The sequence below is a fragment of the Erythrobacter aurantius genome (assembly GCF_023823125.1).
GTDB classification, from domain to species: domain Bacteria; phylum Pseudomonadota; class Alphaproteobacteria; order Sphingomonadales; family Sphingomonadaceae; genus Erythrobacter; species Erythrobacter aurantius.
In genome coordinates, this window is record NZ_CP090949.1 from 360,068 (window position 1) to 377,832 (window position 17,765).

Sequence of the window (17,765 nt, forward strand, 5' to 3'; positions counted from 1 at the left end):
ACGCGTGGTTCGACTGATGACTTTGAGCCTAGACGAATGGCCTTTCGGATCGTTCCGGCACTAAAACAGGCGCTCCAACAGGTAAGGGCAGCGCAGCCCTATGGCCACGCCGCCCTTTTCGTCGAGGAAATCCCTTCCCCCGAAGCTCCCGGTCAGTCTTATCCTCGAACGTTGCCGCGCTGGATGAGATTCAGCACGCCCAGCAGCACAATGGCACCGATCAGAGCGGAAATGATCCCCATGATGTCAGGTGGCCAGGCACCGATCTCGCCGCTGCCAAGAACGAACGAGAACACAGAATTGCCGATGAACGATCCGACCATGCCGACTACGACATTCCAGAAATATCCCATTTGCGCGTCGCGATTCATCACGAGGCTGGCAACCCATCCGATGATACCGCCCATAATGATGAACCAGATGAAACCAAGCATGGAATCTCCCCTTCCCATACCCGCAGTCGCGCAAGGACTGCGCGAATCCCGCTGCGAGCTGGGATGAGGATTAGCCTAGTTGAGCCTGGAAGAGAACCGGGGGCCCCGATCAGGCGACCCGCCGTGCGCCGTGGTCTGCGTGATCAGTATTTGAGCTGGCGTTCGTAGAGGTCGCGGTAATGCTGGATGCGAGTGACACGCAGGCCCTGCATGCCCGAACGGTCGACCGCGCGCTGCCATGACGCGAATTCCTCCAGCGTCAGGCCGTAGCGTTCCAGCACCTCGTCGATGGACAGCAGTCCGCCGTTGACAGCCGCAACCACCTCCGCCTTGCGACGAACGACCCAACGCTTGGTGTTGGGTGAAGGCAAATCATCGATGGTCAGCGGCTCACCGAGCGGGCCGATCACCTGTGCCGGGCGGATGTCCTGATTCTCAATCATCAATATTCTCTCGCATCACCATGTGTCACGCGACCTCTTTCCCGAGCAGCTTCTTGATCTGCTCCATCAATGCCGTCGACTATGACAGGCGAGCCTTTGCTCTCGCTTAAAGCAACAGGGTTAACGATCGGTTTTTCATCGTCCTTCGCTCGAAAGTAACGCACCGCTGCATCCGCAAGGCTGTTGCTGGCGGCGCGCGTGCCGCAAGCGGCTTCGCTCAGGAGCACCTGGCGGAAATCGCGTGCGGCATTGAGCCGTGCGGTCAACTCCCGCCACTCAAGGGTGCGAAGCGTGCCGCGCTGGTCGGAGTCGGATGCGACTCGCGCTGCTTGCAGGTGCCCAAGAGGATTGGTCATTTCGATCATGAGGGACCTTTTAGATCGAAGAACGTCAAAATGTGGTAAAGCTGCGCGATACCGAGCAATGGGTGTGGCGAGCTTTACCCTCCAGAAAGGTTTGGGTGGCCCCTATGGCGCAATCGCATCCTACGCATTATATGGCGCGGCGATCATGACCTCCCCCTCCACCTTGACGCAGCCCTCGACATTCGGGCTGGACACCGCTGCGCTGTTCGACCTTCCGCGGCCGGCCAAGGACTGCCGGATTGTTGTCGCCATGAGCGGCGGCGTCGATTCGTCAGTGGTTGCCGCACTCGCGGCCGATACCGGCGCAGAGGTGATCGGGATTACCCTGCAGCTTTACGACTACGGGGCTGCAACCGGGCGCAAGGGGGCATGCTGCGCCGGCGACGATATTGCCGATGCGCGCGCCGTGTCAGACCGGCTTGGCATCGCCCATTACGTCTTCGATCACGAAAGCGCATTCCGCGAGGATGTGGTCGAGCAGTTCGCCGACGAATATCTCGCCGGGCGCACCCCTGTGCCCTGCATACGCTGCAACATGGGGCCGAAATTCACCGACCTGTTCCGCATGGCGCGCGAACTTGGTGCCGATTGCCTTGCCACCGGGCATTATGTCCAGCGCGTCATGGCGGCAGACGGCCCGCATCTTCACCGTGCGCTCGATCCGGCGCGGGACCAGTCGTACTTCCTTTACGCGACGACGCAGGAACAGCTCGACTACATCCGCTTCCCGCTGGGCGGCCTACCCAAGACCCAGGTGCGCGAGCTCGCCGAAAAGGCTGGACTGCGCAATGCGGCCAAGCCTGACAGCCAGGACATCTGCTTCGTGCCTGACGGCAATTACGCCAAGATCGTCACCAAGCTGCGCCCCGAAGGCGGAGCGCCCGGCGCAATCGTCCATGCTGCGACCGGCGAACAGCTGGGCGAGCACAAGGGCATCATCCATTTCACCGTCGGCCAGCGCAAAGGGCTGGAAATCGGCGGCCAGCCCGAACCGCTCTATGTCATCGGTCTGGATGCTGCGAACCGCGAGGTGCGGGTTGGGCCAAAACGGATGCTCGGTGTCGAAAGCGCGGCGCTGATCGAAACCAACCGGATCGGGGAATTGCCCGAAGGCGTGCAACTCACTGCCAAGGTCCGCAGCCTGGCCAAGCCCGTTCCAATCACACTCGACGGGCCGCTGGGCGATGGGGCGGCCACCACGATCCGCTTCGAAAACCCCGAATTCGGGGTCGCGCCGGGTCAGGCCGCCGTGATCTATGCCGGTGAGCGCGTTGTTGGCGGCGGGTGGATCGATTCGACGTCGCCCGTCGCGGCTTAACCCTCCCAGGGCTCCAGCACGCAGCCATAACCATCGCGCAGAGTCGCGGTGTTGGACGTCACCAGCGGGAAACTGGCGGTGACGCTTTTGCCTTCCGGATCATCGCTCAGCGATACCAGCTCCATCCCGGCCAGTTTGTCCTTGCGGCAATCTTCCAGAGTGCGTCCGGCAACAAAGCGGCATGAACAGGCGACCCGCGCTGCATAGGATGTACCCACATCGGCATAGCCGCCGATGGCGGTGCGATTGGACCAGACAGCAATGGCGATCCCAACCAGCGCAAGGCCGATAATCCAGAACGCAGCTCTTCCCGCCACGCTCCGCCCGCTGTGCGAATTCGACCCCATATTTGCCATTGCTTTGTTGGAACCCTTGTAGAAATGAGTGCGCGATGACGTATCGCCCGCTGTCCCTTATCGCCGCCGCGGCACTCCTGCCAAGCCTTGTCTCCTGCGGCTCCGCCCCTGACCCCGCCCTTCCGCCGCTGACACAGGAAGCGCTGGATGCAGTGACGGAGGATGCGGGGGCGCCCAAGGATCAGTTGGCACGGCAGGTCGATGAGCTCTTCACGATGGAAGGGCTTGGCGAAACGCGCGCCGTGCTGGTTCTGGCGGATGGCAAGGTCGCTGCCGAACGGTATGCGCCCGGCTATGACGCAGACACCCGCTTCGTCAGCTGGTCGATGGCCAAGACTGTCACTGCCGTACTGATCGGGATGCTGGTGGCTGATGGCTTGCTTAGCGTGGACGAGCCGGCTCCGGTGCCGCTCTGGCAACGGCAGGGCGATCCACGCGCCGACATCACCCTGCGCCACCTGCTGCAGATGCGTTCGGGCCTGCGCCATACCGAGGCGGGCGATCCGCCTTACGAATCCTCGGAAGTGCGGATGCTGTTCCTCGACGGGCGCGATGATATGGCGAAATGGGCGAAGGAGCAGCCGCTTGAAGCCGAACCGGGGGAGCGGTTCGAATACTCGTCCAACACCACCGTGATTCTCGCTGATATCGCAGCGCGCGCATTGACCGACAGCGACAATCCCGATGCCCGGCGCAAAGCCGTGGCGGATTACCTCAACCAGCGGCTGTTCGCGCCGCTCGGCATGACCTCCATCGTGCCTGAATTCGACGCATCGGGCACGCTGATCGGCGGCAGCCTGATGCATGCGACGGCAGGCGATTATGCCCGGTTCGGCGAGTTCCTGCGCCGCGGCGGGCAAGCTCCCGATGGCGAGCAACTGGTGCCCACGCGCTGGGTCGAGGCGATGCTGGAGCCAAGCCCCGTGTCGCAGCACTATGGCTACCAGATCTGGCTCAACCGGCCCGAGCCCGAACTCGAAGGCGGCCACCCGCTGTTCCCTGAACGCGCGCCCGCGAGCATGTTCGCGCTGATCGGGCACATGGGCCAGTATGTGATCGTCTCGCCTCAGCAGCGCGTTACGCTGGTGCGGCTCGGCCATTCGGACAGCGCGGAACGCCCGCCCATGTTGCAACAGGCCGCCGATGTCCTGGCGCTTTACCCGGTAAGGTAGAACACTCCTTCCACCACAGTCACGCACGGCCCGCCAAGCCAGGCGCGCGCATCCTTGCCACTGCCTTCGAGCCGCAGCGCAAGGTCGCCGCCGCGTGTGCTGGCCTGATGCGCCGTCATGGTATCGCGCCCTAGCCGCTCCGCCCAGAAGGGTGCAAGCGCGGCATGGGCCGATCCCGTAACGCTGTCTTCGTCCACGCCCCATGCCGGCACGAAGACGCGGCTGACGATGTCATAATTTGCGCCCGGCGCGGTGCAGATCGCCATCAGATCGATCTGGCGCAGCGCTTCCATGTCGGGGTTGAGCGCCCTGATCTCATCCTCGCTCTCCATCAGGATGATCGCGGTCTGCTCGGCCCCGTGCCATGACAGATACGCTTCCCCGCGAAAGCCGATGGCTGCGAGCAGTTCGGGCTGCGAGCTCGGCTCCACCAGAGTGACCGGCAGCGCCAGCTCATACCCCTGATCCATCCGCACCACTTCCAAGACGCCCGCCTTGCGGGTGCGGAAGGTGACGCGATCGCTGTCACCGAAACGGGCGGGATCTGACAGCACCACATGCCCGCTCGCCAGCGTCGCATGGCCGCACAGCGCGACCTCGTCCGTCGGAGTAAACCAGCGCAGCTCCCAATCCGCCTCGCCCCTTGCGTCCTTCACGATGAAGGCGGTTTCGGCGAACATGTTCTCCTCCCCGATTGCCTGCAGCACATCATCGGGCAGCCATTCGTCCAGCACCATCACCGCGGCCTGATTGCCGCCGAAGGTCGCGGAGCTGAAGGCATCCACATGCCAATAGGGGATCGTCTGTGTCATGGGTGTCCTCAGGGGTAGAGCAGTGTGTCCGACCACCCATCTGCTGTGCGAGTGAAGCGGCGGCGGTCATGCAGGCGGTTGTCGCGGTCCATCCAGAACTCGATCGCGGCGGGGCGCAGTGTGAAGCCGGTCCAGTGCGACGGGCGCGGCACCCGGCCTTCCGCTTCGTGTTTGGCCCAGATCGCCTCCACCCGGTCGAGATAGGTCTGGCGTACAGGCAAGGCACGCGACTGGTCGCTGGCAGCGCTGCCGACCTGGCTTTTGTACGGGCGCGAGTGGAAGTAGGCGTCGGCTCGTTCGGGGCTCACTTCCTCCAGCGGCCCTTCGATCCGGATCTGGCGGCGCAGGCTCTTCCAGTGGAACAGCAGCGCGGCCTGCATGTTGGCGCGGATTTCCCCGCCCTTGCGGCTGTCGGCATTGGTGAAGAAGGTGAAGCCGCCACTCCCGCTTTCTGCCGGGCCGTGCCCTTTGAGCAGCACCATCCGTACCGAAGGCGCGCCAACCGGCGTCGCTGTCGCCAGCGCCATGGCGTTGGGATCGTTCGGCTCGCTCGCCTGCGCATCGGCGAACCATGAATCGAACAGCGCGTAAGGGTCTGCACCGCTCGGGATCATGGTGTCACCCAATTGGGCCGGGTTAAGGGGGTCAGATTGGCTCATTTCCGGGATTCCTCAAGCGCGGTTTCCAACAGGATGGAACATGTGGAACACAGTCCTGGGAAAGAAACCGCAAAGTATCACTATCGCGGCCCGCAATGTCACTTTTTCGCACAAGGCGTAACCCTTTGCGGGGGAAGCGATAGATCGTGTGAAACATGGCCCGAGCATAACGGACCTCGTCCCCGGTAGGAAAGCGCTTGGCGCACGATCCGGCCACAGCTATTTCGGCGGATATGGTCGCACTCTATTCATGGACTGCCATTGCGCTTTTCGGCATCGGCTTCGCGTGGTTTGCCTCTCGGACATTCCTCGACGGTTTGCGCGCACCGACATTCTTTCACGGGCTCGAGATCGGAAAGCATGGAACCCTGCCAGCGATCTTCGCTATTGGCGTAGGCGTCTATGCCGCGATCACCGGCGACTGGATCGGGCTCTTGGCCGCAGCGGGCGGCGCCGGCGTTTTCCTGACCGCTTTTCTTGTTTTCTACGGCCTTGGCTTTGGCGCCGGTCGGATGCGCGCCCGAAGCGGCAATAGTCGTAACACGCATTAGGTTTGCGCAGGACGCTTGCACCCGGGCACCGTCTCACCTAGCTAACACACAAGATGAACGATCCATATCGCACCCTTGGCGTTGCGCGCACGGCCTCCGAAAAGGAGATCAAGAGCGCCTATCGCAAGCTCGCCAAGGAGCTTCACCCCGATCGCAACAAGGACAACCCCAAGGCCGCCGAGAAATTCTCGGACGCGACCAAGGCGTATGATCTGCTGTCGGACAAGGACAAGCGTGCCCAGTTCGACCGCGGCGAAATCGACGGCGAAGGCAATCCGATGAACCCCTTTGCCGGAATGGGCGGAGGAGGCATGGGCGGCGGGGCTCGCGGTTTCGGCCGGGGTTTCGGCGGGGCGGGCGCGCGTCCGGGCGGCGGCTTTCGCGATTCCGAGTTTCAGGGCTTCGGCGCCGACGACGTGGATCTGGGCGACCTGTTCGAAGGGTTGTTCGGAGGCCGCGCGCGCCAGCAGGAAGCGCCCCGGCGCGGCTTTGGCACACGGCCTCCGCCACCACCGCCACGGCGCGGCGCGGATATCCAGTATCGGCTGGCCGTGCCTTTCGTCGACGCGGCGACAGGCCGCGACCAGCGCATAACGCTGGCTAATGGCAAGGCGATCAATCTGAAGCTGCCCGGCGGCGTCGAAGACGGCACGCAGATGCGGCTGAAGGACAAGGGCCACACCGGCCCCGGCGGCAATGGGGACGGGATCGTGATGATCGAAGTCGGCCCGCACCCGTTCTTCCGCCGCGATGGCGACAACATCCGCATGGACTTGCCGATCACGCTCGATGAAGCGGTGAACGGCGGCAAGGTGAAATGCCCGACGGTGGATGGCCCGGTGATGCTGACTCTGAAACCGGGGATCAACGGCGGCACGGTGATGCGGCTTTCGGGCAAGGGCTGGACCAAGAAATCGGGCAAGGATGGCGAGGGCAGGCCGCTGCGCGGGGATCAGCTGGTGACGCTCGAAATCCAGATGCCCGAAGATATCGAGGGGCTGAAGGAGCGGCTCGGCGACTGGAAGGACCCGGCCAGCCCGCGGGCGAAATTCGGGCTTTAGGTCGGGCGGCGCCTTGGGAACCGAAAGCCACCCGCCCCGCCACCCCGAATAGCATCTTCACGAGCTGGAAATCCGTTCGCTCTCACCCGAAGCGCGGCGGCTGCGCGCCATGTCGCAGCCGGTGCATTTCACCGCCAGCCATGCCGCTGCACCGCCCGCTGCGAGCGGCCTCGCGGGCTTGGCCAGCCGGATAGGCCCCGGCACGCGCCCGTTTGAAGTCGTCCGGCGCACGGTGGTGGGCACATGGCAGGACGGTTTCATCCATGCTGGCAACCTCGCCTATCTCTCGATGCTGGCGATCTTCCCTTTCTTCATCATCGGCGCCGTGCTGTTCGAACTGGTCGGCGGGCGTGATCGCGCGCGCGAACTGGTGGAAACGGTGCTGATGGCGATGCCGCCCACCGTGAGCAAGGCGATCGGCCCGGTCGCCGAGGAAATAATCTACGCCCGCGACGGATGGCTGCTGTGGCTGGGGGCGGGCGTCGCGCTGTGGACGGTGTCGAGTCTCGTCGAAACCATCCGCGATATATTGCGGCGGGCCTATGGCACCCGCGCGATCCGGGCCTTCTGGAAAAACCGCCTGCTATCGGCGGGCTTCATCCTCGGATCGGTGGTGCTGTTGATGGTGTCGCTGTTCGCGCAGGTCGCGATTGGCGCGGCGCAGCAGGTTATTATCGCCACGATCCCGCAATTGTCCGAGGTGCTCGACGAATTGCGGCTTTCGCGGATCGTCCCGGCGATCGGCCTCGCGCTGTCGCTTTATCTCCTGTTCTTCACGCTGACCCCGCAGCAATACCGGGCAAAGGTCTATCCGAAATGGCCCGGCGCGCTGTTCACCGCCGCATGGTGGGTTGGCGTAACCACGGCGCTGCCGCCGATCCTGCGGAGCTTTTTCACCTACAGCCTGACCTATGGCAGCATGGCGGGCATTATCATCGCGCTGTTCTTTTTCTGGCTCGTCGGGCTTGGCCTCGTTATCGGGGCGGAATTGAACGCGGCGCTGGCCGAGCCCGAGGTGGGCGGGGCCGGCGCGCAGACACAGGATAATTGAGGAGACACTTGGCATGACCCAGCTGATGAAGGGCAAGCGCGGACTGATCATGGGACTTGCCAATGACAAGTCGCTGGCATGGGGCATTGCGAAACAGCTTGCCGAACACGGGGCTGAGCTGGCCTTTTCCTATCAGGGCGAGGCTCTGGCCAAACGCGTCAAACCGCTGGCGGAACAGCTGGGTAGCGACTTCACTTTCGAATGTGATGTATCCGATATGGAGTCATTGGACGCGGCCTTCGCGACACTGAAGCAGCGGTGGGACACGCTCGACTTCGTGGTCCATGCGATCGGCTTTTCCGACAAGAGCGAATTGCGCGGCAAATATGTCGACACCAGTCTCGACAATTTCCTGATGACGATGAACATCTCCGCCTACTCGCTGGTCGCGGTAACAAAGCGCGCGGCGGAAATGATGCCCGAAAGCGGCGGCAGCATCCTGACGCTCACCTATTACGGCGCGGAAAAAGTTGTGCCGCATTACAATGTGATGGGCGTGGCCAAGGCGGCACTGGAAACCAGTGTCCGCTATCTTGCCAATGACCTCGGACCCAAGGGCATCCGGGTCAACGCTATCAGCGCCGGACCGGTCAAAACACTGGCCGCAAGCGGGATCGGCGACTTCCGCTATATCCTCAAATGGAACGAGCTGAATTCACCGCTGCGGCGCAATATCACGATCGAAGATGTCGGCGGATCGGGCCTTTATTTCCTTTCGGACCTGTCATCCGGCGTCACCGGAGAGGTGCATCACGTCGATGCGGGCTATCATCTGGTCGGCATGAAACAGGAAGATGCACCCGATATTGCGCTTTCTTGACCTTTGATTTCTTGAACGAATCCCACTCGGTGTGTAGACGACAGCCCTCGATGAGGCAGGCGCGCCCCCTTTTGTGACGCTCCTGCTTCTGTTTTTCTGTTCGGTGGTCGCTCATGCTGGACAATACCTCGACGGCTATGCCGTTCGCTCTGCGTGCCAGGGCGGCGGTGGATCGTGCCGATGAACTCACGCGTGGCCAGAAACGTATTCTGGTCGCTGTGGGCGACGCTGTGCTGTGCGTTGTCGCGGTGTGGTTCGCCTACTTCCTGCGGCTGGGTGAATGGCGCCTGTTCACAGAAGATGTCGCGAAACTGACTGTCGGCGCGCTGGCCTTCTGGTTCCTCGCCGCTGGCGCGACCGGGGTTTACCGCGAATTCTTCCGCTTTTCCGGCAGCGGCACGATGATGCGCATCGCGCGCGCCATCGGGATCATGCTCATCCCCATGGTGACGCTGTTCCTGATCTGGCTGGTGCCGGGTGTGCCCCGGACGCTGTCGGTCCTGCAGCCGATCATCTTCTTCCTGCTGCTGGTGCTGAGCCGGATGATGATCCGCTACGTCATCCTGGATCTCAGCGCGGCGGGCGGTTTCAACGGGGAAACCCGCCGTATCCTGATCTACGGTGCAGGGGCACCTGGCATGCGCCTGGCGAGCGCGATGCGGCACGAACCGGGCCTGCGGATCGAAGGCTATGTCGACGATGACGAGCTGATGCGTGGGCAACGGCTCGACCGGCTGAAAGTCTACCATTCCAGCGATCTGCCGGCTCTGGTGCGCAACAAGGACATCAGCGACATCTACCTCGCGCTTCCTCGTCTCACCCGCAGCGCCAAGCAACGGATCATGGAAAGCCTGGGTGAAAATCCGGTGCAGATCATGGCTCTGCCCAACGTGCGTGACATCATCGAAGGCGGGGTGTCGATCAACGAATTCCGGGAGATCGACATTTCCGATCTGCTGGGCCGATCCCCGATCGCGCCCGATCCGGCGTTGATGGCGCAGACGATCACCGGAAAAACGGTAGTGGTGACAGGGGCCGGTGGCTCCATCGGCAGCGAACTGTGCACCCAGATCGCCCGGCTTGCTCCGGCTCGTCTGGTGCTGCTCGAACTCGGCGAATTCGCGCTCTATTCGGTCGATCGCGCCATTCGCGAACAGGCCAAGGCAATCGGCGCGGATTTCGAGATAGTCCCGGAACTGTGCAACGTCTCCGATCGCGCTTCGGTAAGCCGCATCATCGAACGGCATCGGCCCGACACGGTTTTCCACGCCGCCGCGTACAAACATGTTCCGCTGGTGGAGGCCAACGTCATCGGCGGTGCGCGCAACAACATCATCGGCACGCTCAACACCCTGCAGGCCGCCTTGGCCTGCGAGGTGTCAAACTTCATCCTGATCAGCACCGACAAGGCCGTACGCCCCACCAACATCATGGGCGCGACCAAGCGCGTGTGCGAGCAGATCTTGCAGGCCCACGCCGCTCGCCCGGACAAGGCGGGCAAGACCGTCATGACAATGGTGCGGTTCGGAAATGTGCTGGGATCGTCGGGATCGGTCGTCCCCCTGTTCAAGCGGCAGATCCGACAAGGCGGCCCAATTACCATCACCGATCGCCGGATCAACCGCTACTTCATGACCATCCCCGAAGCCGCCGAACTGGTGATCCAGGCGGGCGCCATGGCGCAAGGGGGCGAAGTCTACGTGCTCGACATGGGCAACCCGGTGAAGATTATCGACCTCGCTCGCACCATGATCCGGCTTTCGGGGCTTAAGGAAAAGTCGGAGGAGCACCCCGATGGCGATATCGCCATCGCCGAGATCGGGCTGCGCCCAGGTGAAAAGCTGTATGAAGAGCTCCTGATCGGCGACAACCCGCTGCCCACGCCGCACCCGCGCATCATGCAGGCGCGTGAGAGCCACATGCCTTACGACGATCTGGTTGACGCGCTCTCGCACTTGGTCGAGGCGCTCGACGCCGGGAATGCCGCCGCAGTTCGTACACTGATCGCCGAAATGGTGCCGGAATACGTCGCGGCGCAGGATTGACCCTTTCGCACCCCATGACAATCGCGCACGAGAACAATGAGATGCTCGAATCGAGCAATTGGAGACCCGGTTCTTGAAATTCCCATCATTCCTTGGAGCAACGGCCGCTGCCGCCCTGTTTCTGACTGCCTGCTCGGACGCCCCGCCGCTGCAAAGCACGGATTTCGTATCCGTGCTCGACACAGCAGAGCTTCCGGTGCCGCTCGACAACACCGGCAAGCTGGGCGCGCTGGACAAGGTTCGGATCGAAGTCTTCGGGGTCGAAGAGCTGACCCGCGAGGTCCAGATCGATGGCAGCGGGCGGATGTCCTATCCCTTCATCGGTTCGATTGAGGTGACTGGTCAGGCGCCAGCAGATGTCGAACGGCTGATCGCCCAGCGGCTCAGCGAAGGCTACGTCCGTAACCCGCAGGTCTCGGTCAACCTCGTCGACACCGTCAGCCAGACGATCGCTGTCGAAGGCGAAGTGAAAAGCCCGGGCATCTATGCTGCTGCAGGTCAGCTGACCTTGCTGCGCACCCTTGCTCTGGCCGGGGGGCCGACCGAGTTTGCCCAGCGCGAGCAGGTCGTCATATTCCGCGAGATCGACTCCGATCGCTACGCCGCCGTCTATGATCTCGACGCGGTGCGCCGGGGCGAAGTCGAAGACCCGCGCATCTACGCCAACGACACCATCGTTCTTGGTGACAGCCCGCGTCGCCGCGCGATTGACCGGCTTGTCACCATAACCCCCGCACTGGCCTCGCCGCTCGTGATCCTTTTTACCCGAAACTAAGTCGCCATCATGAACTCACCTCTTGTCCCGCTCCCACAGCAGGCCCACCCGCAGCTCGTCACTGATACGAACACTGCCGAACCCATTCTGCTGCGGTATTGGGACATCGTGTTCCGCCGACGCTGGCTGGTGATCGCGATTGTCGCCGCCGCCGTTGCCGCCGGCATTGCGGTAACGCTGCTGCAAACGCCCGCCTTCACCGCCGAAGCGCGGGTCGAAATCCGCCGTTCTCAGGACAATGTCACCGATGTCGAGGCGGTGACACCGTCCGATGCGGATCAGGATCTCGAATTCTACCAGACTCAATATGCGCTGCTCGAAGCGCGCTCTTTGGCGACGCGCGTGGTGCGCCGGCTCAACCTCACGCGCACCGACGATTTCTTCAATACCTTCGGCGTCGAGCTGGAAGAAGGCCTGCGACTTGAGGATGGCAGCGCCGGTTCGCTCTCGCGCGAGCAGGTGGAAGAGCGCAATCGCGAGGCCGTGGACCTGTTTCTGCGCCACGTCGGGATTGCGCCCATTCGCGGCTCCGCACTGGTCGATCTGCGCTTTACTTCGCCCGATCCGGTGCTGTCGCGCGACATCACCAATGCTTGGGCGGAAGAATACATCCAGTCGAATCTCGATCGCCGTTTCGCCTCCTCGATCGAGGCCCGCGAATTCCTGAGCGAACAGCTGCAAGCCTTGCGCGAACGGCTTGAAACCTCCGAGCGCGATCTGGTCAATTACGCTGCCAATTCGGGCATCGTCACCCTGTCGCAGCAACGCTCGGCAAACGGCCGGACCGAAACCGACCGGACATTGACGATTGCCGACATCGAGGCGCTCAACACCGAGCTTGCCGTTGCCACTGCCGACCGGATCCGTGCGGAAAGCCGGTTGCAGCGCGGGGTCGACACCGCGATCGTCGAGAATGCCACGCTCAGCGGGCTGCGCCAGAACCGCGCCGAAATCGCGGCCAGCCTGTCCAGCCTCGAAGCGCGATTCGGGCCGGAATATCCGCCGCTGCAATCGCTCGAAGCGCAACTCGCGCAGCTTGAACGTTCGATCACCCAGGAAGAATCCCGGATCCGCACCGCTGCGCGGACCGATTTCGAACAGGCACGCCAGCGTGAGCAGGAACTGCGTGGTCGGATCACCGGGCTCAAGCAGAACCTGGTGAGCGAACAGCAAGCCTCGATCCAGTACAACATCTATCAGCGCGAGGTGGACACGAACCGCCAGCTGTATGACGGTCTGCTCCAGCGTTTCAAGGAAATCGGCGTGGCGGGTGTCGGCACCAACAACGTCTCGATCGTGGATCGCGCCGAGGTGCCGCGTTCCCCGTCCAGCCCCAATCTGCTGATCAATCTGCTGGCGTCGCTGATCGGCGGGCTGGCTATTGCGGCAGGTGTGGTCTTCGCGCTTGAACAGATCGACAGCTCGCTGCGCGATCCGACGGCGGTGCGCGAACTGGGGCTGACGCTGCTGGGCGTCATCCCCAAGGTGGAGGGTGACGAAGTTATAGACGCCGTCCTCGACCGGAAATCGGCGATCAGCGAAGCCTATGTCGCGGCGCAGACCAATCTCAGCCTGCTGACCGACCGAGGATTGCCGGATTCATTCATCCTCACCAGCACACGGCCCAGCGAAGGCAAGAGCAGTTCGGCTGTCGCTCTCGCGATCAGTCTGGCCCGAACCGGCAATCGCACGATCCTGATCGATGCGGACATCCGTTCGCCTTCAGTGGGAACCTACCTTGGCATCGCCAACGAAAAGGGTCTGACCAACTATCTTACCGGCAGCAGCGATCTGGCCGCTCTCCTCGCCCAAACCGAGCAGGAAAACCTTACTGTGATGACCGGCGGGCCCCAGCCGCCGAACGCAGCCGAGTTGTTCTCCACCCGGCGCTTTGGCGAACTGATCACCGAACTGAAGCGGCAGTTCGACATCGTCGTGGTTGATGCCCCGCCGATGCTCGGGCTGGCCGATGTTCCGCTGATCAGCAATTCTGTCGACGGAATCATCTACACAATCGAATCCAACGGAGTGCAGATGCGCGGCATCCGCAATTCGATTGAACGCCTGCGGATCGTCAACGCCCATGTCTTCGGTGCGCTCGTGACCAAATACGAGCAGCAGGGCCGATCAGGGTTCGGATACGGCTATGGTTACGGCTACGGCTATGACTACGGCTATGGCGACAACGCCAAGGATACGAAAGCCTGATCGCTAATGCCAAAGGCACTGCAGAATCCATGGCTCGTCGGAGGGCTCACCTGCGCAGTTGCTGGGGTGATGTTCCTTGCTGCCGCGTCGAAAGTCACCGAACGCACAAACCCCGAACTTGCCATCGCCCTGTTCCCGTTCAACGCGCAGGCGCTTTCGCGTTCGGCGGATGAGGAATTCACTGCGGCAGCCAATGCCCTTTCCGAAGATCGCGAAACTGCGCGGGCAGGCTTTGCCTCCGCCAGCGCAAAGGCTCGCCAATCGCTCGAAAGCTGGCCGCTAAACCCGCGTTCGTTGCGGATTCTGGCGCTGACGGAGCAAGCCAAGGAGCCCAACAGGGCAATGTTGCTGGCCGGGCACGCGCTCAGCCGGCGCGACACGCAAACGCAGATATTCCTGATTGAAGCCGCAGCAAGGCAGGGGGAGATTGGCGCGGCGATGGAGCATTACGACGCCGTGCTGCGGCGTCGCAGCGGGTTCAGGGATGCGGCCGGTCGCAATCTCGCGCTCGCGATTTCCCAGCCCGAAATCCTGGAAGAGGTAGCCCGGCAGCTTGCGATGCAGCCTTCTTGGGCCAGCTTGCTCTATTACTACGCACTGCGCACGCCCGAGAGTTATTCAAGCTTCGTCGAGCTGCACCGAATGCTGGCCGGACAGGACGTGATCCCGGCGCAATTCAGCGCCCAGTTCGCAGGAGTCCTAACCGCGCAGGGGCGGTTCGACGACGCGGTGGCGGTCGCCGATCTGGCCGGAGCGGCGGGGCTTTCGCGCGCATCTCGCCTCACCGACACAAGGTTCGAGACAGAGCCGCAATATCCGGGCGCATGGATAAATGGCGACGATGCCACCGCCTATCTTCAGCCCCTGAATGGCGGAAGCGCGCTGTTGAGTGTTTCGAGCGGAGCTACAGGCACGGTCGCCTATCGGCTCGTTGCGCTGCCCCAAGGTGAATATTCCGCATCCCTCAGTCTCGAAGCCGAACAGAATGGCGGTCTTGCCACCACCGCCAACCCCGAAGCCCGTTTGTCATGCGCGAAGGCAGGACCCGTTCCAGCCGGTTCCCCTGATCTGAAGGTAACGGAAGACTGCCCCTATCAGTGGCTCGCCATCCATCTCCCCGAAACGCAGGTTCGCCCCGCCGATGTTCTCGTCAAAGCCGTCACGATCACACCCCGGGGCTAAGCCCGGCTGGCGCGCGCGGCTTGATGCTGCAACGCTGTTGCCCGGCTTGACCGTCGGATTCTTTGCGCTCGTCCTTCTGCTAGGCGGAAGCGCGCGGGCGGACGCCGCGTCGCTGCTCCTGCTGCGCCCGATGGCGGTACTGGTTCTCGGCTATGCGCTGGTGCAGTGGCTGAAGTCGCCTGCGACCGGACTTGGCGTTCCGATCGGAGCATTTGCGCTCCTGGCCGGATTGGCGCTGCTGCAAATTGTGCCGCTGCCGCCGCAGGTCTGGACGGCGCTCCCCGGCAGGGAGCCGCTCGTCGCCGCGCTGGAGGCAGCGCGGGTTCCTCTCGGCTGGCAGCCGCTTTCGGTGGTGCCGATGGCGACCTTGAATGCCTTTGGCGCACTTCTGGTTCCCATTGCGGGTCTGATCCTACTGGCCATCGCCAACGAGGAAACCCGTGAGCGGGCATTGTTGCTGCTCGTCGGCTTTTTGCTGGCTTCGGCGGCGCTGGGCCTGCTTCAGGCGATCGCGCCCTCGCAATCGATCCTTTATCTCTACCGCGTCACCAATGACAGCTACCCTGTCGGCCTGTTCGCCAATCGCAATCATCAGGCGGTGATGCTGGCGGCGATCATACCCTTCGTGCTGGCCTTCGGAGAAAGACTGGCACGGGAACGTGGCGCGGCTTTCCTGTGGCTTGGCCGAATCGTTGCGCTAGGCCTTGTCGGGCTTTGCATCATGACGGGCTCGCGGGCCGGATCGGTGCTTGCGATCGGTGCATTTCTGGTTGCGACGGCGCTCTTTGCGGATGCTCGCATCGCAGCAACCCCTCCCTATCCTTCGCAGCGACGCGACCGTCTAGCAATGCTTGCATTGCCCGCGGCGGTGTTGCTCGCGCTGGTCGGCATCGCGCTGTCTGGTGCAGGCGCAGCCTTCGAACGGCTTGCCGACAAGGACAGCTTTGACGACTTGCGCTTCCAGATCCTGCCCGATCTTTTTGCCATGATCGCGGATGCCATGCCCCTCGGCTGGGGCTTCGGGACTTTCCCCGAAGTGTTCGAGATCTACGAGCGGCGGGAGATGATCCAGCCCTTTTACGTCAACCACGCGCATAGCGACTGGCTCGAAGTGATCATCGAAGGCGGGCTGGCAGCACCCGCCATCCTGCTCGTTCTCGGCCTATGGATTGCACGGACGGCATGGAGCAAACGGCACGCTTTGTTGCGCCCGCGTGATCACGCCAGCCGCCTGACTTTCAGCGCCTTTGCGGCGATCCTCATCCTAGTCGCCGGCAGCCTGTTCGACTATCCGCTGCGCACTCCGGCAGGGGCGCTTGGTTTTGTGATCTTCCTTGCCATTCTGGCCGTGCCGAAAGCTGCGTCCCCGGGAAGCCGCGGCGAATGATCCTGCTGCTGTGTCTTGCGGCGGTTTTCGCCAGCTTTCTGATGCCCGCGCTGTATTCGGGCTTCGTACTGGCGCTGACCGGCTTCCTGCTGTCCTATCGCGGGGTGAGGATCAGCCCGAAGATGCCGGACGGTACGGCGACGATCATCGTGCTGTTCCTGATCTTTGCAGGCCTCGCCGTGCTCGGCCCGATTCTCAATTACGGGGTCGGCGGACGCAATATTGACGCGCTCAAGTTCCTGTTCGCCACCGCGAGCCTCGCGATCGGGCTGATGCTCGGGGTCGAGAATGGCGGGCTTTCGCGCGGCTTTCCGATCTTTCTCGGCGTGATCACGCTGGTTTACGCAGGACTGTACTTCACTGATGCCGAATTGAGCCAGGATGCCCTGATCTACCCGCCCGACAACAACCATTCGGCATCCATGCTCGCGGTGTTCCTGCCGCTTATCGTCCTCCGGCTCAAAGGTGGGGTGCGACTATTGTGTTTCGCCCTGCTTTTCGCCTTCGCGATCTTTGTCGCGTCGCGAGCCTTGCTGGCGCTGACCTTGCTGGCGACCGCGCTTTCGATCGAGGGCATCCGCAAGCAGCGATTTCTCCTTGTGGTTGTCGTCGCGCTTGCAGGAGCGGTGCTGTTCTATCGCGGCTTCAGCATGGACAATTTCTCCGACCGGCTGCGTCTGCAAATCCTTGAAGTCAGCCTGCATTACGCCCAGACGCGTGGGGCCTATGCCTTCAATTTCGGCGAAGCCGCCTTTGCCGAATATCTGAACATTTACCCGATCTACCAACGGCTCGAGATCCAGCACGCGCATAATCTCCTGCTGCAAGTCTGGGTCGCCTACGGTTTTGTGCCGTTTTTTGCCTTCGCGGTGTTCCTCATCGCATTTGCCATCAATGGCTGGCGCCAGCGAAACTACCTGTTCCTTGCCAGCCTCACGATCTTCATGGCGCTGGGAATGATGGAAGCGATCATCACCGATATCCGCGCTTTCGGCACGATCATGTTCGCGCTGGGGTACACCTATTCACGCGGAACGATGGTGGAATTGACAGGCTTCGGTCTTGGTTGGCGGACGTCCGAGGTGCCGCAAGGTTTACAGCCGCCCCTCGCACACCCGCGTTAAAG

18 protein-coding genes are annotated in these 17,765 nt (G+C 62.6%); 12 read left to right on the forward strand and 6 right to left on the reverse strand.

The window, feature by feature from the left end:
- Positions 1–158: 158 nt before the first annotated feature.
- From L1K66_RS01800 to L1K66_RS01810, 3 genes are all read right to left on the reverse strand, one after another.
- Positions 159–434, reverse strand: a complete 276-nt coding sequence (locus L1K66_RS01800) for a GlsB/YeaQ/YmgE family stress response membrane protein (RefSeq protein ID WP_252259359.1) — start codon at positions 432–434, stop codon at positions 159–161.
- A gap of 143 nt (positions 435–577) precedes the next feature.
- Complete coding sequence (gene sciP / locus L1K66_RS01805) at positions 578–877, reverse strand: CtrA inhibitor SciP (protein WP_252259360.1); 300 nt, start codon at positions 875–877, stop codon at positions 578–580.
- Positions 877–1,242: a hypothetical protein gene (locus tag L1K66_RS01810; RefSeq protein WP_252259361.1), complete on the reverse strand. Its 366-nt coding sequence runs from the start codon at positions 1,240–1,242 to the stop codon at positions 877–879. Before L1K66_RS01810 ends, sciP begins: the two co-directional genes overlap by 1 nt.
- Positions 1,243–1,387: 145 nt before the next feature.
- On the opposite strand from L1K66_RS01810, the gene mnmA reads away from it, so the two are divergent.
- The gene (mnmA, locus tag L1K66_RS01815) at positions 1,388–2,560 is read left to right on the forward strand and encodes a tRNA 2-thiouridine(34) synthase MnmA (RefSeq protein ID WP_252260557.1); all 1,173 of its coding nucleotides are present in this window, start codon (positions 1,388–1,390) and stop codon (positions 2,558–2,560) included.
- Here mnmA and L1K66_RS01820 read toward each other — a convergent pair.
- The gene (locus L1K66_RS01820) at positions 2,557–2,916 is read right to left on the reverse strand and encodes a hypothetical protein (protein ID WP_252259362.1); all 360 of its coding nucleotides are present in this window, start codon (positions 2,914–2,916) and stop codon (positions 2,557–2,559) included. The genes mnmA and L1K66_RS01820 overlap by 4 nt on opposite strands.
- Positions 2,917–2,951: 35 nt before the next feature.
- On the opposite strand from L1K66_RS01820, the gene L1K66_RS01825 reads away from it, so the two are divergent.
- Entirely contained in the window at positions 2,952–4,088 is a 1,137-nt protein-coding gene (locus L1K66_RS01825) for a serine hydrolase domain-containing protein (protein ID WP_252259363.1), read from the forward strand.
- Here L1K66_RS01825 and L1K66_RS01830 read toward each other — a convergent pair.
- Both L1K66_RS01830 and pdxH read right to left on the reverse strand, forming a co-directional pair.
- The gene (locus L1K66_RS01830) at positions 4,073–4,900 is read right to left on the reverse strand and encodes a PhzF family phenazine biosynthesis protein (protein ID WP_252259364.1); all 828 of its coding nucleotides are present in this window, start codon (positions 4,898–4,900) and stop codon (positions 4,073–4,075) included. The two genes, L1K66_RS01825 and L1K66_RS01830, sit on opposite strands and share 16 nt — an antisense overlap.
- 8 nt (positions 4,901–4,908) lie before the next feature.
- Complete coding sequence (pdxH, locus tag L1K66_RS01835) at positions 4,909–5,559, reverse strand: pyridoxamine 5'-phosphate oxidase (protein WP_252259365.1); 651 nt, start codon at positions 5,557–5,559, stop codon at positions 4,909–4,911.
- Positions 5,560–5,792: 233 nt separating this feature from the next.
- On the opposite strand from pdxH, the gene L1K66_RS01840 reads away from it, so the two are divergent.
- The 10 genes from L1K66_RS01840 (at position 5,793) to L1K66_RS01885 (ending at position 17,763) form a co-directional block, all read left to right on the forward strand.
- Positions 5,793–6,110, forward strand: a complete 318-nt coding sequence (locus L1K66_RS01840; RefSeq protein WP_252259366.1) for a hypothetical protein — start codon at positions 5,793–5,795, stop codon at positions 6,108–6,110.
- A gap of 53 nt (positions 6,111–6,163) precedes the next feature.
- A complete protein-coding gene (locus tag L1K66_RS01845) occupies positions 6,164–7,171 on the forward strand; it encodes a DnaJ C-terminal domain-containing protein (protein WP_252259367.1) in 1,008 nt (335 codons plus the stop codon).
- A 109-nt stretch (positions 7,172–7,280) separates the two neighbouring features.
- Entirely contained in the window at positions 7,281–8,222 is a 942-nt protein-coding gene (locus L1K66_RS01850; RefSeq protein WP_252259368.1) for a YihY/virulence factor BrkB family protein, read from the forward strand.
- A 13-nt stretch (positions 8,223–8,235) separates the two neighbouring features.
- Positions 8,236–9,042 carry an enoyl-ACP reductase FabI gene (fabI, locus tag L1K66_RS01855; protein WP_034956593.1) on the forward strand — a complete coding sequence of 269 codons (807 nt, stop codon included), beginning with the start codon at positions 8,236–8,238 and terminating at the stop codon, positions 9,040–9,042.
- A 113-nt stretch (positions 9,043–9,155) separates the two neighbouring features.
- Positions 9,156–11,087 (forward strand): nucleoside-diphosphate sugar epimerase/dehydratase, encoded by a 1,932-nt coding sequence (locus L1K66_RS01860; RefSeq protein WP_252259369.1) that lies wholly within the window; start codon positions 9,156–9,158, stop codon positions 11,085–11,087.
- Between the two features lie 73 nt (positions 11,088–11,160).
- On the forward strand, positions 11,161–11,862 hold the full coding sequence (locus L1K66_RS01865) for a polysaccharide biosynthesis/export family protein (RefSeq protein ID WP_252259370.1): 702 nt from the start codon (positions 11,161–11,163) through the stop codon (positions 11,860–11,862).
- 9 nt (positions 11,863–11,871) lie between these two features.
- A complete protein-coding gene (locus L1K66_RS01870) occupies positions 11,872–14,070 on the forward strand; it encodes a GumC family protein (RefSeq protein ID WP_252259371.1) in 2,199 nt (732 codons plus the stop codon).
- Positions 14,071–14,076: 6 nt separating this feature from the next.
- Positions 14,077–15,252: a hypothetical protein gene (locus L1K66_RS01875; protein ID WP_252259372.1), complete on the forward strand. Its 1,176-nt coding sequence runs from the start codon at positions 14,077–14,079 to the stop codon at positions 15,250–15,252.
- Between the two features lie 37 nt (positions 15,253–15,289).
- Complete coding sequence (locus L1K66_RS01880) at positions 15,290–16,639, forward strand: O-antigen ligase family protein (RefSeq protein WP_252259373.1); 1,350 nt, start codon at positions 15,290–15,292, stop codon at positions 16,637–16,639.
- The gene (locus L1K66_RS01885; RefSeq protein WP_252259374.1) at positions 16,636–17,763 is read left to right on the forward strand and encodes a hypothetical protein; all 1,128 of its coding nucleotides are present in this window, start codon (positions 16,636–16,638) and stop codon (positions 17,761–17,763) included. The genes L1K66_RS01880 and L1K66_RS01885 overlap by 4 nt, the downstream gene beginning before the upstream one ends.
- The last annotated feature ends 2 nt before the right edge of the window (positions 17,764–17,765 follow it).